Origin of the sequence: Streptomyces sp. NPDC059524 (assembly GCF_042749255.1) — a bacterium.
Lineage (GTDB): Bacteria > Actinomycetota > Actinomycetes > Streptomycetales > Streptomycetaceae > Streptomyces > Streptomyces xanthii.
Genome location: NZ_JBHYTK010000003.1, coordinates 43548 through 58655, shown reverse-complemented (window position 1 = coordinate 58655; position 15108 = coordinate 43548). Strand labels below are relative to the sequence as shown.

Genomic DNA, 15108 nt, shown 5'->3' with positions numbered 1-15108 from the left:
ATAGTTTGTCACAATTTTTTTTTTCCCGCGCCCGGGGGGGCGGGCCCCCGGCCCCCCCCCCCCTCGGGCGGGGCTGGGGGGGGCGCTTCGAGGGCGCTCGTGTGCGCGACGCCTACCGGACCGGGTGGCCCGCCTCGCGCAGCGCGGACTTCACGTCGCCGATCCGCAGATCGCCGAAGTGGAAGACGGACGCCGCGAGCACCGCGTCCGCGCCCGCCGCGACGGCCGGCGCGAAGTGCTCGACGCGTCCGGCGCCACCGGAGGCGATCACCGGCACGGACACGTGCTTGCGGACGGCCTCGATCATCTCGATGTCGTAGCCGTCCTTCGTGCCGTCGGCGTCCATCGAGTTCAGCAGGATCTCGCCCGCGCCGAGCTCGGCGGCCCGGTGCGCCCACTCGACGGCGTCGATCCCGGCGGAGCGGCGCCCGCCGTGGGTCGTCACCTCGAAGGAGCCCGACTCGGTGCGGCGGGCGTCCACGGACAGGACGAGGACCTGGCGGCCGAAGCGCTCGGCGATCTCCCGGATCAGGTCCGGCCGGGCGATCGCCGCCGTGTTGACACCCACCTTGTCCGCGCCGGCCCGCAGCAGCTTGTCGACGTCGTCCGCGGTGCGCACGCCGCCGCCCACGGTGAGCGGGATGAAGACCTGCTCGGCGGTGCGCCGCACCACGTCGTACGTGGTCGCGCGGTCACCGGAGGACGCGGTGATGTCGAGGAACGTCAGCTCGTCCGCGCCCTCGGCGTCGTAGACCTTCGCCATCTCGACGGGGTCGCCCGCGTCGCGCAGGTTCTGGAAGTTGACGCCCTTGACGACGCGGCCGTTGTCCACGTCGAGGCAGGGGATGACGCGTACGGCGAGGCTCATGCTGAGGGTGCTCCTGAATCGGACCGGAACGCCTCCACCTCGACCTCGACGACCAGGCTGGGGTCGACGAATCCGGAGACGATGATCATGGACGCGGCAGGGCGGACGGAGTCGAACAGCTCCTTGTGGGCCCGGCCCACCTCGTCCGTGTCCCGCGCGTGGGTGACGTACATGCGCGTGCGCACGACGTCCTCACGGCCGAGGCCGAGCTGCCCGAGGGCGTCGAACGCGACGGCGAAGGCGTTCATCGCCTGCTCGTACGGGCCGCCGGCGGCGATCACGCCGTCGACGACCGAGGTGCAGCCGGAGACCAGGACGAGACCGGTGGGCAGCTCGACGGCGCGCGCGTACCCGAAGGTCTCCTCCCACGGCGCCCCCGACTGCACGCGGCGCACGGCACCGGTCATGACGAGACCGCCGCCAGGGCTTCTTCGAGGGTGAAGGCCTTGGCGTACAGCGCCTTGCCGACGATGGAGCCCTCGACGCCGAGCGGGACGAGCTCGGCGATGGCCCGCAGGTCGTCCAGGGACGAGACGCCGCCGGAGGCCACGACCGGGCGGTCGGTGGCCGCGCACACGTTGCGCAGCAGCTCCAGGTTCGGGCCCTGGAGCGTGCCGTCCTTGGCGATGTCGGTGACGACGTAGCGGGAGCAGCCCTCCTTGTCGAGGCGGGCCAGCGTCTCGTACAGGTCGCCGCCGTCACGAGTCCAGCCGCGGCCGCGCAGGGTCGTGCCGCGCACGTCGAGGCCGACCGCGATCTGGTCGCCGTGCTCGGCGATGATCTTGGCGACCCACTCGGGGTCCTCCAGGGCGGCGGTGCCGATGTTGACGCGGGTGGCGCCGGTGGCGAGGGCGGCGGCGAGCGAGTCGTCGTCGCGGATACCGCCGGACAGCTCCACCTTGATGTCCATGGCGCGGGCGACCTCGGAGATCAGCGCGCGGTTGTCACCGGTGCCGAACGCGGCGTCGAGGTCGACCAGGTGCAGCCACTCCGCGCCGGCGCGCTGCCAGGCGAGGGCGGCCTCCAGCGGGGAGCCGTAGGAGGTCTCGGAGCCGGACTCGCCGTGCACGAGGCGGACGGCCTGGCCGTCGCGGACGTCGACGGCGGGAAGGAGTTCGAGCTTGTGCTGGGATGCGGTCACAGTACGGAGATCCAGTTCTTGAGCAGCTGCGCTCCGGCGTCGCCGGACTTCTCGGGGTGGAACTGCGTGGCCCACAGTGCGCCGTTCTCCACGGCGGCCACGAACGGCTCGCCGTAGGTGGCCCAGGTGACCTTCGGTGCGCGCAGGTTCGGGTTGTGCACTTCCAGGTCCCACTTCTGGACCGCGTAGGAGTGCACGAAGTAGTAACGCTCGTCGGTGTCGAGGCCGGCGAACAGCTGGGAGCCCTGCGCGGCGTCCACCGTGTTCCAGCCCATGTGCGGGACGACCTCGGCCTTGAGGGGCTCGACGACGCCGGGCCACTCGTCGAGGCCCTCGCTCTCGATGCCGTGCTCGATGCCGCGCGCGAACAGGATCTGCATGCCGACGCAGATGCCCATCACGGGGCGCCCGCCGGACAGGCGGCGGCCGACGATCCAGTCGCCGCGCGCCTCCTTGAGGCCCTGCATGCAGGAGGCGAACGCGCCGACGCCGGGCACGAGCAGCCCGTCGGCGTTCATGGCCTTGTCGTAGTCACGGGTGATCTCGACGTCGGCGCCCGCGCGGGCCAGGGCCCGCTCGGCGGAGCGGACGTTGCCGAACCCGTAGTCGAAGACGACGATCTTCTTCTGTGGTGTGGCGGTCATGTCAGCCGGATCAATTCCAGTAGTCGAGCCGCAGCACGCCCGCGAGCAGGCAGAAGCCCGCACTGACCGCGAGGAGCGTGATGACGCTCTTGCCGATGCCCTGCTTGACGAACGAGTAGACGCCGCCGAGCAGGAACAGGCCGAGGACGATGAGGACGGTCGCGAGGCCGTTCATGACTAGAGGGCGCCCTTCGTCGAGGGAAGGATGCCCGCGGCCCGCGGGTCGCGCTCGGAGGCGTAGCGCAGCGCCCGGGCCAGCGCCTTGAACTGGCACTCCACGATGTGGTGCGCGTTGCGCCCGTACGGGACGTGGACGTGCAGGGCGATCTGGGCCTGCGCGACGAAGGACTCCAGGATGTGCCGGGTCATCGTCGTGTCGTACTCGCCGATCATCGGCGCCATGTTCTCGGGCTCGGTGTGCACGAGGTAGGGGCGGCCGGAGAGGTCGACGGTGACCTGGGCGAGGGACTCGTCCAGCGGGACCGTGCAGTTGCCGAAGCGGTAGATGCCGACCTTGTCGCCGAGCGCCTGCTTGAAGGCGGCGCCGAGGGCGAGGGCGGTGTCCTCGATGGTGTGGTGCGAGTCGATGTGCAGGTCGCCGTCGGTCTTGACCGTGAGGTCGAACAGGCCGTGGCGGCCGAGCTGGTCGAGCATGTGGTCGTAGAAGCCGACCCCGGTCGACACGTCGACCTTTCCGGTCCCGTCGAGGTCGATCTCGACGAGGACGGAGGTCTCCTTCGTCGTGCGTTCTACTCGTCCTACGCGGCTCATGCGCCGAACTCCTTCATCACTTCACGGGCCGCGTCCAGGAACGCGTCGTTCTCTTCGGGGGTGCCGACGGTGACGCGCAGCCTGCCGGGCACGCCGTTGTCCCGGATCAGGACGCCGCGGTCGAGGACGAACTGCCAGACGGCGTGCGGGTCCTCGAAGACGCCGAACTGGATGAAGTTCGCGTCGGCGACGGTCACGTCGAAGCCGAGCGTCTCCAGCTCCGCGACCACGCGGTCGCGCTCGGCCTTCAGCTGCTCCACGTAGCTCAGGAGCGTGTCGGTGTACTCCAGGGCGGCGAGCGCCGTCGCCTGGTTGACGGCCGACAGGTGGTAGGGCAGACGCACCAGCTGCACCGCGTCGACCACGGCCGGGTCGGCGGCGAGGTAGCCGAGGCGCAGCCCGGCCGCGCCGAAGGCCTTCGACATGGTGCGGGAGATGACGAGGTTCGGCCGGCCCTCGATCAGTTCGAGGAGCGAGGCGCCGTGGCTGAACTCGGTGTACGCCTCGTCGACGACGACGATCGCGCCCGGTCCTGCGGCCTCGTACAGGGCGAGGACGTCCTCGCGAGCGACCGCGTTGCCCGTCGGGTTGTTGGGGCTGGTGATGAAGACGACGTGCGGCTTGTGGGTGCGGATCGCCTCGGCGGCCGCGTCCACGTCCAGCGAGAAGTCGTCCTTGCGCGGGGCGCTGACCCAGCCCGTGTTGGTGCCGCGGGCGAGCAGCGGGTGCATCGAGTACGAGGGCTCGAAGCCGAGGGCCGTGCGGCCGGGGCCGCCGAAGGCCTGGAGGATCTGCTGGAGCACCTCGTTCGACCCGTTGGCCGCCCAGACCTGCTCGTACGTCACCTCGTACCCGGTGGTGCGGGTGAGGTAGCGGGCGAGCTCGGTGCGCAGCTCGACCGCGTCCCGGTCCGGGTAGCGGTTGAGGTTGCGGGCGGCGTCCGCGACGCGCTCGGCGATCCGCTGCACGAGCGGCTCGGGCAGCGGATAGGGGTTCTCGTTCGTGTTCAGCCGGACTGCCACGTCCAGCTGCGGTGCGCCGTACGGGGACTTGCCGCGCAGCTCGTCCCGTACGGGGAGGTCGTCGATCCGGGTCACTGGTTCTTCGGGACCTTCCACTCGAAGCGGGCCTTGATCGCCGCGCCGTGGGCGGGCAGGTCCTCGGCCTCGGCGAGCGTCACCACGTGGTGGGCGACCTCGGCGAGGGCGTCCTTCGTGTAGTCGACGATGTGGATGCCGCGCAGGAAGGACTGGACGGACAGGCCGGAGGAGTGGCAGGCGCAGCCGCCGGTCGGCAGGACGTGGTTGGAGCCCGCCGCGTAGTCGCCGAGCGAGACCGGCGCCCAGGGGCCGACGAAGATCGCGCCCGCGTTGCGCACGCGCCCGGCGATCTCCGACGCGTTCTCCGTCTGGATCTCCAGGTGCTCGGCGCCGTACGCGTCGACCACCTTGAGGCCGTCCTCGAGGGAGTCGACGAGGACGATCGCGGACTGCCGGCCGGCGAGCGCGGGCTTGATGCGGTCCTCGACGTGCTTGGTCGCGGCGACCTGGGGCTCCAGCTCGCGCTCGACGGCGGCGGCCAGCGCCTCGTCGTCGGTGACGAGGACGGCGGCGGCCAGCGGGTCGTGCTCGGCCTGGCTGATCAGGTCGGAGGCGACGTGCACGGGGTCGGCCGTGGCGTCCGCGAGGACCGCGATCTCGGTCGGGCCCGCCTCGGTGTCGATGCCGATGAGACCGGTGAAGTAGCGCTTGGCGGCGGCCACCCAGATGTTGCCCGGTCCGGTCACCATGTTGGCCGGGGCGCAGGACTCGGTGCCGTACGCGTACATGGCGACGGCCTGGGCGCCGCCGACCGCGTACACCTCGTCGACGCCGAGCAGGGCGCAGGCCGCGAGGATCGTGGGGTGCGGCAGACCGTCGAACTCGGCCTGCGGCGGGGACGCGAGCGCGATCGACTCGACGCCCGCCTCCTGCGCCGGCACCGCGTTCATGATCACGGAGGACGGGTAGACGGAGCGGCCGCCCGGCGCGTACAGGCCGACGCGCTCGACCGGCACCCACTTCTCGGTGACGGAGCCGCCGGGGACGACCTGGGTGGTGTGGCTGGATCGGCGCTGCTCGCGGTGGACGATCCGGGCCCGGCGGATGGACTCCTCCAGGGCCGCGCGCACGGCGGGATCGAGGTCGGCGAGGGCCTTCTCGAGGGCCTCGGCCGGGACGCGTACGGACTCCATCCGCACGCCGTCGAATTTCTCCGCGTACTCGATCAGCGCCGCGTCGCCACGATGATGCACGTCCTCGCAGATCGGACGCACCTTCTCCAGGGCGGCCGTGACGTCGAAGTCGGCACGGGGCAGCAGCGAGCGCAGGGCCTGGCCCTCGGGGAGGGCGGCGCCACGCAGATCGATTCGAGAGATCACATACCAAGTCTCTCAGACGCCCCATCGTGACCGTCGTCGCGTTCCAGTGGCTGATACGCCCGGTGCCGGTCCCTGATACACGGCCGGATCCGGCCGTTGTCGGGTTTCCGGAGGTTGTCGTTCACCACTAGCGTTCAGACGCTCACGCAGCGGGCATCAGCCGCGTGGGACGACGGGGAAGCAGAGGGATGTACGGGGAGGCAGAACAGTCGTGGTCGACGACGTGACGACCGGCAACGGGGACGTGCCGGACGGACTGACCGCCACCGAGGTCGGCATGTGGCAGGCGTTCCGCAACGGGAGCGTGTACGACCTGCGGACCGGGGACCTGGCCGTGGACGATCCGCACGGGGGGCACGCCTGGGGACCGGAGCGCAGTGTGCGGGCGCGGATCGTGGCCTGGCTGCTGCTGTCCGGGCCGCCCGCGCTCGACGGCCGGGTGTCCTCCCTCAAGCTCCAGGGGGTGCAGATCACCGATGTGCTCGATCTGTCGGGCGGCACGATCGTCCCGTACGTCGAGCTGAAGCAGTGCCGCTTCGAGAAGGAGGTGCGGGTCCCGGAGGCGCGGTTCACGACCGTGCGGCTCGTGGACTGCTCGGTGCCGCGTCTGGAGGGCGCCCGGGTGCACACCGAGGGCGATCTGCACCTGCCGCGCTGCCGGTTCCACAACGGGATGCGGCTCTCGGACGCGCACATCGGCACGGACCTCCTCCTGAACCAGGCGGTGGTGTTCCGCGACCGGCACGGCAAGTCGATCAACGCGGACGGGATGACGGTCGGCCAGGACCTCCAGGCGGAGATGCTGGAGACGCACGGCGAGCTGAGCCTGCGCGGCGCGGTCGTCGGGGTGTCGCTCTCGCTGCGCGGCAGCCGGCTGAGCAACACCCATGGGCGGCGCGCCCTGAACGCCCCGCAGCTGACCGTCGAGCGCACCCTCTACCTGACCCCGGCCGGGGTCGGCAATCCGATCCAGACCAGCGGCTCGACCCCCGCCCGCGGCACACGCGTGCAGCGCTTCGAGTGCGTGGGCGGGGTCCGGCTCGACGACGGCCGGTTCGGCGACGCCATCGACCTGGACTCGGCGCGCTTCACGCTGGAGAGCGACCAGGAGGTCTCGCTGCGCCGCGTGCAGACCCCGGAGCTGCGCTTCCGCGGGGAGCGGCCGCAGCGCGGGACGGTCGTGCTGTCCGGCGCGAAGGTCGTCAACCTGATCGACAAGGCGACCAGCTGGCCCGGCCCCGGCCAGCTGCGCGTGGGCGGCTTCGTCTACGAGAACCTGATCCCGTCCGGCACCTTCCCGCTCTCCCGCCGCCTGGACTGGCTGGCGGCCGCGACCGCGGAGTACAACCCGGAGCCGTACGAGCGGCTCGCCACGGTGCTGCGCAACAGCGGCGAGGACGCGGACGCCCGTGAGGTGCTGCTCGCCAAGCAGCGCCGCCGCCGCGAGACGCTGCCGGCCGCGGCGAAGGTGTGGGGCTACATCCAGGACTGGACGGTGGCGTACGGGTACCGGCCCGGGCGCGCCGCGGTGTGGATGGCGGTGCTCTGGGCGGTCAGCGCGGTCGCCTTCAGCCATGCCGCGCACCCCCCGATCAAGGACGGCGAGGCGCCGAACTGGAGCGCTCCGCTGTTCGCCCTCGACCTGCTCCTGCCGGTGATCGATCTCGGCCAGACGGGATACTGGCAGCTGCGGGGCGGCTGGCAGTGGGTGGCCGCGGTGCTCGTGCTGCTGGGCTGGATCCTGGCGACGACGGTCGCGGCGGGGGCGACGAGGCTGTTGCGCCGCAGTTGAGTTCCGCTGAGCCGGACGCGTCGTAGTTGAGTGCGGGTCTTCCCCCGCAGCGGGGAATCGGCGCCGGGCGAGGCAACCTTCGGGGCGCCCAGGCCGTCCTCCCTGCGCAACCAATGAGCCACCGGTCATCCGCCGGGTCACACACAGGGAGGGCGCAGGGCATGTCCGTCCTTGGTGCCTTCGTCCGCACGGCGCGCATGATCCGTCATCTGGGCCCGCTGGGCGCGGGCCTGCCGCCGGACGACGAGCTGCTCCTCGACGCGCCGGACGAGCGGCTCGCCCCGGCCCTCGTGGCGGCGGGGCGCGGCGAGTACGACCCGGCCGCCAAGCTGCTCGCCCACACCCGGGAGGCGGCCGAGTGGGAGAACCGGGACCGGTACGTGCTCCGGTTCGCCACGTTCGCCGCGGCCCGCACCGAGTGGTTCGACGCCTGGCAGGGCGCGGCCCCGCACGACCCGGACCTGCTCCTGGTCAAGTCCGAGCTGGCCGTCGCCCGCGCCTTCGCCTCCCCCGCCCGCGCCGAGCTGCTGCGGGACGTGGCCCCGCTGATCGCGGCCGCCGCCGAGGCGGAGCCCGGCGATCCGGTCCCGTGGCGGATCGCCCTCGACCAGGCGCGCGGGGCGGGCGCCCCGCGCGGCGCGTTCGAGGAGCTGTGGGCGCAGGCGGTGCGCCGCTCCCCGCACCACTACGGCTGTCATGTGTCCGCGCTCCAGTACCTGTCGGCCGCCTGGTACGGCTCGCACGCCGAGTGCTTCTCCTTCGCCGAGCGCGCCGCGCGGGACGCGCTGCCCGGCTCGCTCCTCAAGGCGCTGCCGGTGCGGGCGGCGCTCGCCTGTCTGACCTCGGCGCGGGCCCCGCAGGACATTCCGCGGGCCCGGCTCGACGCGGCCGCCGACCTCGCCGTGGAGCTGTCGCGCACGTACGAGGCGGCCGATCCGTGGCCCGCCGAGGTGCGCAATCTGCTGACCTGCGTCCTGGTCGAGCTGGAGCGCTGGCCGGACGCACTGGAGCAGCTGCGGCTCATCGGCCCGTACGCGACGTCGTTCCCCTGGGACCGGCTCGTGGAGGACCCGCTGGAGCACTTCGTGGAGCTGCGGGCGACGGTACGGCTCGAAGTCGCGGCGTCCTTGCCGCTGCTCGGCGGTTCCGGCGCGCCCGGCGCCCATTACGCTTGAGCGTCGTGACCACCGTCCGGCTTCCGCTCTTCCCGCTCAACTCGGTGCTGTTCCCGGGACTCGTCCTCCCGCTGAACGTGTTCGAGGAGCGTTATCGCGCCATGATGCGCGATCTGCTGAAGGCTGCCCCCGAGATCCCCGACACCGATCCGGCCGTCTCCGACGAGCCGCGGCAGTTCGTGGTCGTCGCGATCCGCGACGGGCACGAGGTCGCGCCGAGCGCCGCCGGCATGCCGGACGACGTGACGACGAAGGAGGCGGGCGCGGGCCCGGCCGCCGGGTTCGGCGACGACCCGGTCAAGGCCTTCCACTCCGTGGGCTGCATCGCCGACGCGGCGACGATCCGCGAGCGGCCCGACGGCGGCTTCGAGGTCCTCGCCACCGGCACGCGCCGGGTGAAGCTGCACTCCGTGGACGCCTCGGGCCCGTATCTGACGGCCGAGGTGGAGGAGCTGCCCGAGGAGGACGGCGACGAGGCGGGCGCCCTCGCGGAGGGGGTGCTGCGGGCGTTCCGCTCCTACCAGAAGCGGCTCGCCGGGGCCCGTGAGCGTTCCATGACCTCGGGCGCCGACCTGCCGGACGAGCCCTCGGTCGTCTCCTACCTGGTGGCCGCCGCCGCGGTGCTCGACGTACCGACGAAGCAGCGGCTGCTCCAGTCGCCGGACGCGGCGTCCCGGCTGCGCGACGAGCTGCGGCTGCTGCGCGCCGAGACGGCGATCATCCGGCACCTCCCGTCCCTCCCGGCGACGGAACTGACCCGCCAGGCCACGAGCCTGAACTGACGCGTAAGGATTCGGCAGGGTGGCGAAGAAGGCCAAGAAGCAGCAGGCGCAGTCCGGGGGCACCCCGGCGACGGTCGCGCTGACCGCCGCGGGCACCGCGTTCACGGTCCACGCGTACGAGCACGACCCGGCCCACCCGTCCTACGGCGAGGAGGCCGCGGAGGCGATGGGTGTCTCCCCCGACCGTGTGTTCAAGACGCTGTTCGCGGACGTGGACGGCAAGCTGACGGTCGCCGTGGTGCCGGTGGCGGGCCAGCTCGACCTGAAGGCCCTCGCGGCGGCGGTGGGCGGCAAGCGCGCGGCGATGGCCGACCCGGCGCTCGCCGAGCGCACGACCGGCTATGTGCGGGGCGGGATCTCGCCCCTGGGCCAGCGCAAGAAGCTCCCCACGGTGATCGACGCGTCGGCCGGGACCCACGCGACGATCTGCGTCTCGGCGGGCCGCCGGGGCCTGGAGGTCGAGCTCTCCCCGGCGGACCTCGCCGCGCTGACGGGGGCGGTCCTGGCCCCGGTGGGCCGGGTCTGAGCCCCGGGGCTCAGTGGGCCGGGGGCTGCGACTGCGGCTGCGGGGCGTACGAGGTGTAGTAGCCGGCGTACGGGTCCGGGTCGCGCGGGCCGAAGAGGCCGGTCAGGGCCAGGTGCACGATCATCGCCGACAGGGGCCAGGCCAGCAGCGCGCCCTTCGCGTTCAGTTCGAGCGGGGCGTCGAAGACCACGCCCTTGCCGAGCTCCTTGGCGTGTGCGGCGACGTCCTGTGTGGGGCCGAGCCACACGCCGAACCGCCAGGCCAGCACGCCGCCGAGCAGCGCGCCCACGGCCAGCCCGATGACGAGCGGGACGCCGCCGCGCCGGCGCCACAGGAACACGGCGGTCGCGGTCACGACGCCGAGCCCGAGCGCGAGCAGCGCGAACGTGCCGTCGGCGCCGATGGCCTGCTCCCCCTCGGTGTCCTTCAGGTACACCGCGGAACTGTCCGAGACGAGCGGCACGCGCGGCGCCAGCCACAGCCACAGCGCGCCGAGCACCAGCCCGAACAGCGCCACCCCGACCGTCACGACGGCCGCCTCGCGCAGCTCGGTGCGCAGTCCGGGTCCGTCCTCGCGCGGCGGCACGGGCGGAAGATGCCCGGTCATCGGGTCCGGGGCCTGCCAGGGGCCCTGGTGCCCGTCGTCGTGCGGGGGCTGATGCGGCGGCGGTGTCAGCGGTGCGGTCACCCTGACATCGTGCCAGGCCTCCCCGCCCCCCGCGTCACCGGACGCCACCCCACCCCCGCCCCTGGACACACGGAGTGCGCCTTCCAGGCGCGCGGGCCTGTACCCGATCAGCGACTCCGCCACGAGGGCGCGACCGGCCGCGGCCCCTGGAGCGCACGAAGCGCGCCTTCAGGGGCGCGGGGCTGTACCCGATCAGCGACTCCGTCGCGAGGGCGCGACCGGCCGCGGCCCCTGGAGCGCACGAAGTGCGCCGTCAGGGGCGCGGGGAACTGCGCGAGCAACCACGGTGGCGCGGAACCCGACCGACACGCCCCTGGGGGCGCGCGAAGCGTGCCCCTCAGGGGCGCGGGGAACTGCGCGACCAGCCACGACGAAACCCGCACCCGGCGACGAGCCGGCAACCCGCAACGGCGCGAAGCCGAAGCCCCGCCCCAGCCCAGCGCAGCTCACCGCACCGCGGCCCGCCGATACGCCCACGTAGCCACCACCAGCGACACAACCCCCACACCCGCACACACCCCGAGGTCGAGCAGAACGACCCCCCAGTCGGGCCGCGCCGCGAACGTCCGGGCGAACGCCTCGACCCCGTACGTGGACGGCAGCAGATCCCGCGCGTACTGCACAAGCACCGGCATCCGCTCAGCCGGCAACACCCCGAGCAACAGCGCCGCGGACATCCCGAGCTGCCCGAGCAGCGTCGCCAGCTCAGGCCGCGGCGCGAGCAGCCCGAGCGCCGCCCCGAGCCCGGCGAGCGCGGCCCCGGCCAGCGGGATCACGGCGGCCAGCACCCACAGATGAGTGAGCGGCAGGTCGAACATGAGGCAGCCGCAGACCGCCGTCACGACCGTCCCCGGCACCGTGAACGAGGCGTACGCCCCCGCAGCCCCGAGCACGACGGAGGCGGGCGGCACGGGCAGCGTGGCGTAGTGGTCGAGCCCTCCGGCCGCGCGGAGCTGCCCGAAGTACTGGGCGAGCAGGTTCAGCGCGACGAACGCGACGACCAGCACGGCCGACCCGGCGACGACGGCCCGCGCCTCGTCGCCGCCCCGGTCGACGACCCCGCGCATGAGGATCATGATCCCGACGGACTGGAAGGTCGCCACGAACAGCAGCGGGATCCGGGCCACCCGGGCACGGCTGAGCTGGGCCTTGTAGACGGCGGCCAGCGAGGGCAGGAAACGGGCCCGGGGCGCGAGCGCGGCCACGTCGGAACCGGCCGCCGGCGCGGACTCCGCCACGGTCCCCCGTACCGCCGCTGCGGGGACGACACTCATGCCTTCACCAGGCCCTTCACGCTGCTGCGGCTCCCGCCGAGCGCCAGATACACGTCTTCCAGGCTCGGCGTCGCGAGCGTGAAGTCGTCGAGGAAGTCGAAGGCCGGTCCGCCGGTGACGGCGGCGACGGCGGTGCGGGCGGCGTCCGGGTCGAGCCGCAGCGACCAGCGCCGCCCGGACTCGACGGCCCGCTCCCGCAGCCGGGCCACCTCGGGCAGCTGGGTGGGGGCCTTCTCCCGCCACACGAGCTCGACCCGCACCTCGCCGGCGACCCGCTCCTTGAGTCCGGCCGGGGTGTCGCAGGCGATGACCCGGCCCTGGTCGAGCACGGCGACCCGGTCGAGGACGGTCTCGGCCTCGATGACGTTGTGGGTGACGAGCAGGACGGTGGTGCCGCGCTCGGCGCGCCGCCGGTCCACGGCGCCCCACACGGCGCGCCGGGCGACGGGGTCCATGCCGGTGGTCGGTTCGTCGAGCACGAGCAGGGGCCGCTCGCCGACCAGCGCGGCGGCGAAGCAGGCGAGCCGCCGCTGGCCGCCGGACAGCTTCTTCAGCGGGCGTGCGGCGAGCGGGGTGAGGCCGAGCTCGTCGAGGACGTCGTCACGCTCGGAGCGCGCCTGCTCGAGGCTGAGCCCGCGCAGCCGCCCGGTGGTCTCGGCGGCGAGCGACACGGTGAGTTCGTCGAGGGCGGTCGACTCCTGGCCGAGATAGGCGAGGATGCGCGCGGCCCGCTCGGGGTGGCGCACGATGTCGTGCCCGAGGAGGGTGACGCTGCCGGCGTCGGGCCGCATCAGCCCGGTGAGCTGGCGCACGAGGGTGGACTTGCCGGCCCCGTTGGGCCCGAGCAGTCCGAAGATCTCGCCGCGCCGGATGTCGAGCCGTACGTCGTCCGTGGCCCGCACCTCGGGAGTGCCCGGGGCGCCGCGCCGCCCGCGCACGGCGGGATACGTCTTCCGCAGCCCCCGCACGGCACACACCACGGCGTCCCCGTCCGGATTCGGGTCAGCCACCTTGGTGCACGTATTCACGAGCAACGAGGGTACGGGGTCCACCCCCCGCCTTCATGCCCGGGTCGGACAAAACGCGCCCCGGAGGCACGCGAAGCGCGCCTTTCAGGGGCGCGGGGGACTGCGCAACCAGCCACGACGCACCCGCCACCCGACGACGAGACCACAACCCACAACGCCGACACCCCCACGGACTCCGCCACGGGGCACCACCAGCCGATCTCCTGGGGGCACGCGAAGCGCGCCTTTCAGGGGCGCGGGGAACTGCGCAACCAGCCACGACGAAACCCGCACCCGGCAACGAACCGACAACCCGCGACGGCGAGGAGCCCGGTACCTCACTCCCCGGCGGAGCCACCCGCCCCGACCTGCTGCCCGGCGGCCCCCGTCCGTACGTCGACCTCCCGCCAGAACCCGGCCCGGATCGCATACCGGTCGTGCTCGTCGATCTGGTCGTCCTTGTGCGCGAGGAGCCCGAACCGCGCCGCGTACCGCAGCAGCTCCCCGTCGATCCGATGCGGCACCCGCGGATACAGCGTGGCGAGCTTCTGGAGCGCCGCCGGATCCCCGAGCCGCCCCATCCAGCGCCGCGCGAACACCTGCCCCACCTCGTACGGGTCCCCGCCCACCGTCGTGATGTCCTCCTCACGGTCCGCCCAGCGCTGCTCGGCGGTGGTGAGCTGGGCCAGCGTCGGCAGCGAGGCGGCCTCGGGGGGCTCGCCGCCGCCGGAGGGCCGCTCGACCCAGCCCTTGTCGGAGGACCAGCGCAGCGTCGCGTTCGCGGGATGCGGAGCGGGGTGCGCGGCGCCGGGCCCACGCAGCGCCGCCAGGTCCTTCGGGGTCGGCACTCCCTTGGGGTGCCCGGCCCGCTCCTCCGTCTCGCCCTCGGCGCGCGCGGCCGGCGCGTGCGGTGCGGACGGCGCGGCGGGCGCCTCGTCGGAGGGGCGCCCGGCGGAGGGCAGCGCGGAGTCGGGCAACGGAGCGGAGAGGATCGCGGCGATCTCGGGGCGCGGCACGGGCGGCGGGGCGCAGACCCCGCCGAGTTCCTTGGCGCGGACGGCCTTGGTGATCCACGTGCGGTCGAGGACGCGCCGTTCGTCGGCCTCGGCGACGAGGTCCTCGGACTGGTTGTAGTCGCCGTCGGCGGCCTGGACGGCCCACAGGTGGACGGCGACGCCATGCTCCTTGGCGGCCATCATGCCGGGCAGCAGGTCCCCGTCGCCGGTCACGAGGACGACGTCGGAACAGGCGCCGTTGCGGGCGAGCTCGGTGAGCTCGGCGTGCATGGCGGCGTCGACGCCCTTCTGCGCCCAGCGCCCGTCGCTGCGGGTCAGGGCGCCCAGGCGGACCGTGACGCGGGGCATGACGCGGAGCCTGCGGTGCTCGGGCTGCGGCACCCGGTCGGGGGCGCCGTCGAACCAGTAGATGCGCAGGAGGGGCCGCTCGGTCTCCGTCTCGGCGCGCTCGCGCAGCCCCTGGATGAGTGCGGCGTGGTCGACGTGGATGCGCGAGCGTGAGGGCTCGCCGGCGAGGAGGCTCGCGGCTGCTCCCAGCAGGTATCCGGCATCCACCAGGACGATGCAACGGTCCACGCGATCCACCCTCTTTCGCCGACACGCCCGCGCGTTCGCTTGGGGTTTCCTTCGAGTCTGCCCGACCGCGCCGGGGTTAACGGCCCGAACTGGATCTTCGGCGTGGCGGACCCGCACGGTCCGCCGCCGCATCCCCTGTCACACACCGTGAATCCCTGAAATGCGACCTTTGTCGACTTATGTGAGTCTGAACGCGGCCCTGGCCCCTAGATCCCCCGCAGGAGGCAGATCACCATGGCCAAGAACCGTAAGCAGAACCGCAGTCAGCAGAAGCAGTCCCAGTCGTCGCCGCAGGAGCAGTCCCGGTCGCAGGCCATGGAGGCCGAGGCGAAGTCGGCTCAGCAGCAGGCGTCGCCGATGGACATGGCCCGCAAGCACCGTGAGCGTCGCTTCGGCCACAACTGATCCAGCCGCACGCGGCACACGCGA

At 73.0% G+C, this 15108-nt stretch carries 17 protein-coding genes; 5 read left to right on the top strand and 12 right to left on the bottom strand.

Features of this window, described 5'->3' with window-relative positions:
* Positions 1–112 precede the first annotated feature (112 nt).
* Genes hisF through hisD form a run of 8 tightly spaced genes read right to left on the bottom strand, consistent with a single transcriptional unit; the run spans position 113 to position 5843 of the window.
* The gene (hisF, locus tag ACFW9D_RS01185) at positions 113–868 is read right to left on the bottom strand and encodes an imidazole glycerol phosphate synthase subunit HisF (RefSeq protein WP_188339448.1); all 756 of its coding nucleotides are present in this window, start codon (positions 866–868) and stop codon (positions 113–115) included.
* Positions 865–1275 carry a RidA family protein gene (locus ACFW9D_RS01180; RefSeq protein WP_384616590.1) on the bottom strand — a complete coding sequence of 137 codons (411 nt, stop codon included), beginning with the start codon at positions 1273–1275 and terminating at the stop codon, positions 865–867. Before ACFW9D_RS01180 ends, hisF begins: the two co-directional genes overlap by 4 nt.
* Positions 1272–2009, bottom strand: a complete 738-nt coding sequence (priA, locus tag ACFW9D_RS01175; RefSeq protein ID WP_188339446.1) for a bifunctional 1-(5-phosphoribosyl)-5-((5-phosphoribosylamino)methylideneamino)imidazole-4-carboxamide isomerase/phosphoribosylanthranilate isomerase PriA — start codon at positions 2007–2009, stop codon at positions 1272–1274. Before priA ends, ACFW9D_RS01180 begins: the two co-directional genes overlap by 4 nt.
* Positions 2006–2653, bottom strand: coding sequence for an imidazole glycerol phosphate synthase subunit HisH (hisH, locus tag ACFW9D_RS01170; RefSeq protein ID WP_188339445.1), 648 nt, complete (start codon positions 2651–2653; stop codon positions 2006–2008). Before hisH ends, priA begins: the two co-directional genes overlap by 4 nt.
* Before the next feature lie 10 nt (positions 2654–2663).
* Positions 2664–2828 (bottom strand): hypothetical protein, encoded by a 165-nt coding sequence (locus ACFW9D_RS01165; protein ID WP_188339444.1) that lies wholly within the window; start codon positions 2826–2828, stop codon positions 2664–2666.
* Between the two features lie 2 nt (positions 2829–2830).
* A complete protein-coding gene (hisB, locus tag ACFW9D_RS01160; protein ID WP_188339443.1) occupies positions 2831–3424 on the bottom strand; it encodes an imidazoleglycerol-phosphate dehydratase HisB in 594 nt (197 codons plus the stop codon).
* Positions 3421–4521: a histidinol-phosphate transaminase gene (locus ACFW9D_RS01155; protein ID WP_188339442.1), complete on the bottom strand. Its 1101-nt coding sequence runs from the start codon at positions 4519–4521 to the stop codon at positions 3421–3423. Before ACFW9D_RS01155 ends, hisB begins: the two co-directional genes overlap by 4 nt.
* The gene (gene hisD, locus ACFW9D_RS01150; protein ID WP_384616586.1) at positions 4518–5843 is read right to left on the bottom strand and encodes a histidinol dehydrogenase; all 1326 of its coding nucleotides are present in this window, start codon (positions 5841–5843) and stop codon (positions 4518–4520) included. Before hisD ends, ACFW9D_RS01155 begins: the two co-directional genes overlap by 4 nt.
* A 211-nt stretch (positions 5844–6054) precedes the next feature.
* Here hisD and ACFW9D_RS01145 point away from each other — a divergent pair, with 211 nt between their 5' ends.
* The 4 genes from ACFW9D_RS01145 to ybaK all read left to right on the top strand — a co-directional run bounded on the left by ACFW9D_RS01145 (position 6055) and on the right by ybaK (position 10118).
* The gene (locus ACFW9D_RS01145; RefSeq protein WP_188339440.1) at positions 6055–7635 is read left to right on the top strand and encodes an oxidoreductase; all 1581 of its coding nucleotides are present in this window, start codon (positions 6055–6057) and stop codon (positions 7633–7635) included.
* A 161-nt stretch (positions 7636–7796) separates the two neighbouring features.
* Positions 7797–8810 (top strand): hypothetical protein, encoded by a 1014-nt coding sequence (locus ACFW9D_RS01140; protein WP_188339439.1) that lies wholly within the window; start codon positions 7797–7799, stop codon positions 8808–8810.
* A gap of 5 nt (positions 8811–8815) precedes the next feature.
* Positions 8816–9592, top strand: a complete 777-nt coding sequence (locus ACFW9D_RS01135) for an LON peptidase substrate-binding domain-containing protein (RefSeq protein ID WP_188339438.1) — start codon at positions 8816–8818, stop codon at positions 9590–9592.
* A gap of 19 nt (positions 9593–9611) precedes the next feature.
* Positions 9612–10118 carry a Cys-tRNA(Pro) deacylase gene (ybaK, locus tag ACFW9D_RS01130; RefSeq protein ID WP_384616584.1) on the top strand — a complete coding sequence of 169 codons (507 nt, stop codon included), beginning with the start codon at positions 9612–9614 and terminating at the stop codon, positions 10116–10118.
* 10 nt (positions 10119–10128) lie between these two features.
* Here the strand turns inward: ybaK and ACFW9D_RS01125 are convergent, their stop codons facing one another.
* The 4 genes from ACFW9D_RS01125 to ACFW9D_RS01110 all read right to left on the bottom strand — a co-directional run bounded on the left by ACFW9D_RS01125 (position 10129) and on the right by ACFW9D_RS01110 (position 14679).
* Complete coding sequence (locus ACFW9D_RS01125; protein ID WP_188339436.1) at positions 10129–10806, bottom strand: DUF2567 domain-containing protein; 678 nt, start codon at positions 10804–10806, stop codon at positions 10129–10131.
* Between the two features lie 446 nt (positions 10807–11252).
* Positions 11253–12080: an ABC transporter permease gene (locus ACFW9D_RS01120; protein ID WP_384616582.1), complete on the bottom strand. Its 828-nt coding sequence runs from the start codon at positions 12078–12080 to the stop codon at positions 11253–11255.
* A complete protein-coding gene (locus ACFW9D_RS01115; RefSeq protein ID WP_188341619.1) occupies positions 12077–13057 on the bottom strand; it encodes an ABC transporter ATP-binding protein in 981 nt (326 codons plus the stop codon). Before ACFW9D_RS01115 ends, ACFW9D_RS01120 begins: the two co-directional genes overlap by 4 nt.
* 368 nt (positions 13058–13425) lie before the next feature.
* Positions 13426–14679: an NYN domain-containing protein gene (locus ACFW9D_RS01110; RefSeq protein WP_188339434.1), complete on the bottom strand. Its 1254-nt coding sequence runs from the start codon at positions 14677–14679 to the stop codon at positions 13426–13428.
* A gap of 234 nt (positions 14680–14913) precedes the next feature.
* Between ACFW9D_RS01110 and ACFW9D_RS01105 the strand changes: the two genes are divergently transcribed.
* On the top strand, positions 14914–15084 hold the full coding sequence (locus ACFW9D_RS01105) for a hypothetical protein (protein WP_188339433.1): 171 nt from the start codon (positions 14914–14916) through the stop codon (positions 15082–15084).
* The last annotated feature ends 24 nt before the right edge of the window (positions 15085–15108 follow it).

Coding starts and splice junctions, on each gene's coding strand:
- hisF (WP_188339448.1), bottom strand. CDS start 868: ATGAGCCTCGCCGTACGCGTCATCCCCTGCCTCGACGTGGACAACGGC.
- ACFW9D_RS01180 (WP_384616590.1), bottom strand. CDS start 1,275: ATGACCGGTGCCGTGCGCCGCGTGCAGTCGGGGGCGCCGTGGGAGGAG.
- hisH (WP_188339445.1), bottom strand. CDS start 2,653: ATGACCGCCACACCACAGAAGAAGATCGTCGTCTTCGACTACGGGTTC.
- ACFW9D_RS01165 (WP_188339444.1), bottom strand. CDS start 2,828: ATGAACGGCCTCGCGACCGTCCTCATCGTCCTCGGCCTGTTCCTGCTC.
- hisB (WP_188339443.1), bottom strand. CDS start 3,424: ATGAGCCGCGTAGGACGAGTAGAACGCACGACGAAGGAGACCTCCGTC.
- ACFW9D_RS01140 (WP_188339439.1), top strand. CDS start 7,797: ATGTCCGTCCTTGGTGCCTTCGTCCGCACGGCGCGCATGATCCGTCAT.
- ACFW9D_RS01120 (WP_384616582.1), bottom strand. CDS start 12,080: ATGAGTGTCGTCCCCGCAGCGGCGGTACGGGGGACCGTGGCGGAGTCC.
- ACFW9D_RS01105 (WP_188339433.1), top strand. CDS start 14,914: ATGGCCAAGAACCGTAAGCAGAACCGCAGTCAGCAGAAGCAGTCCCAG.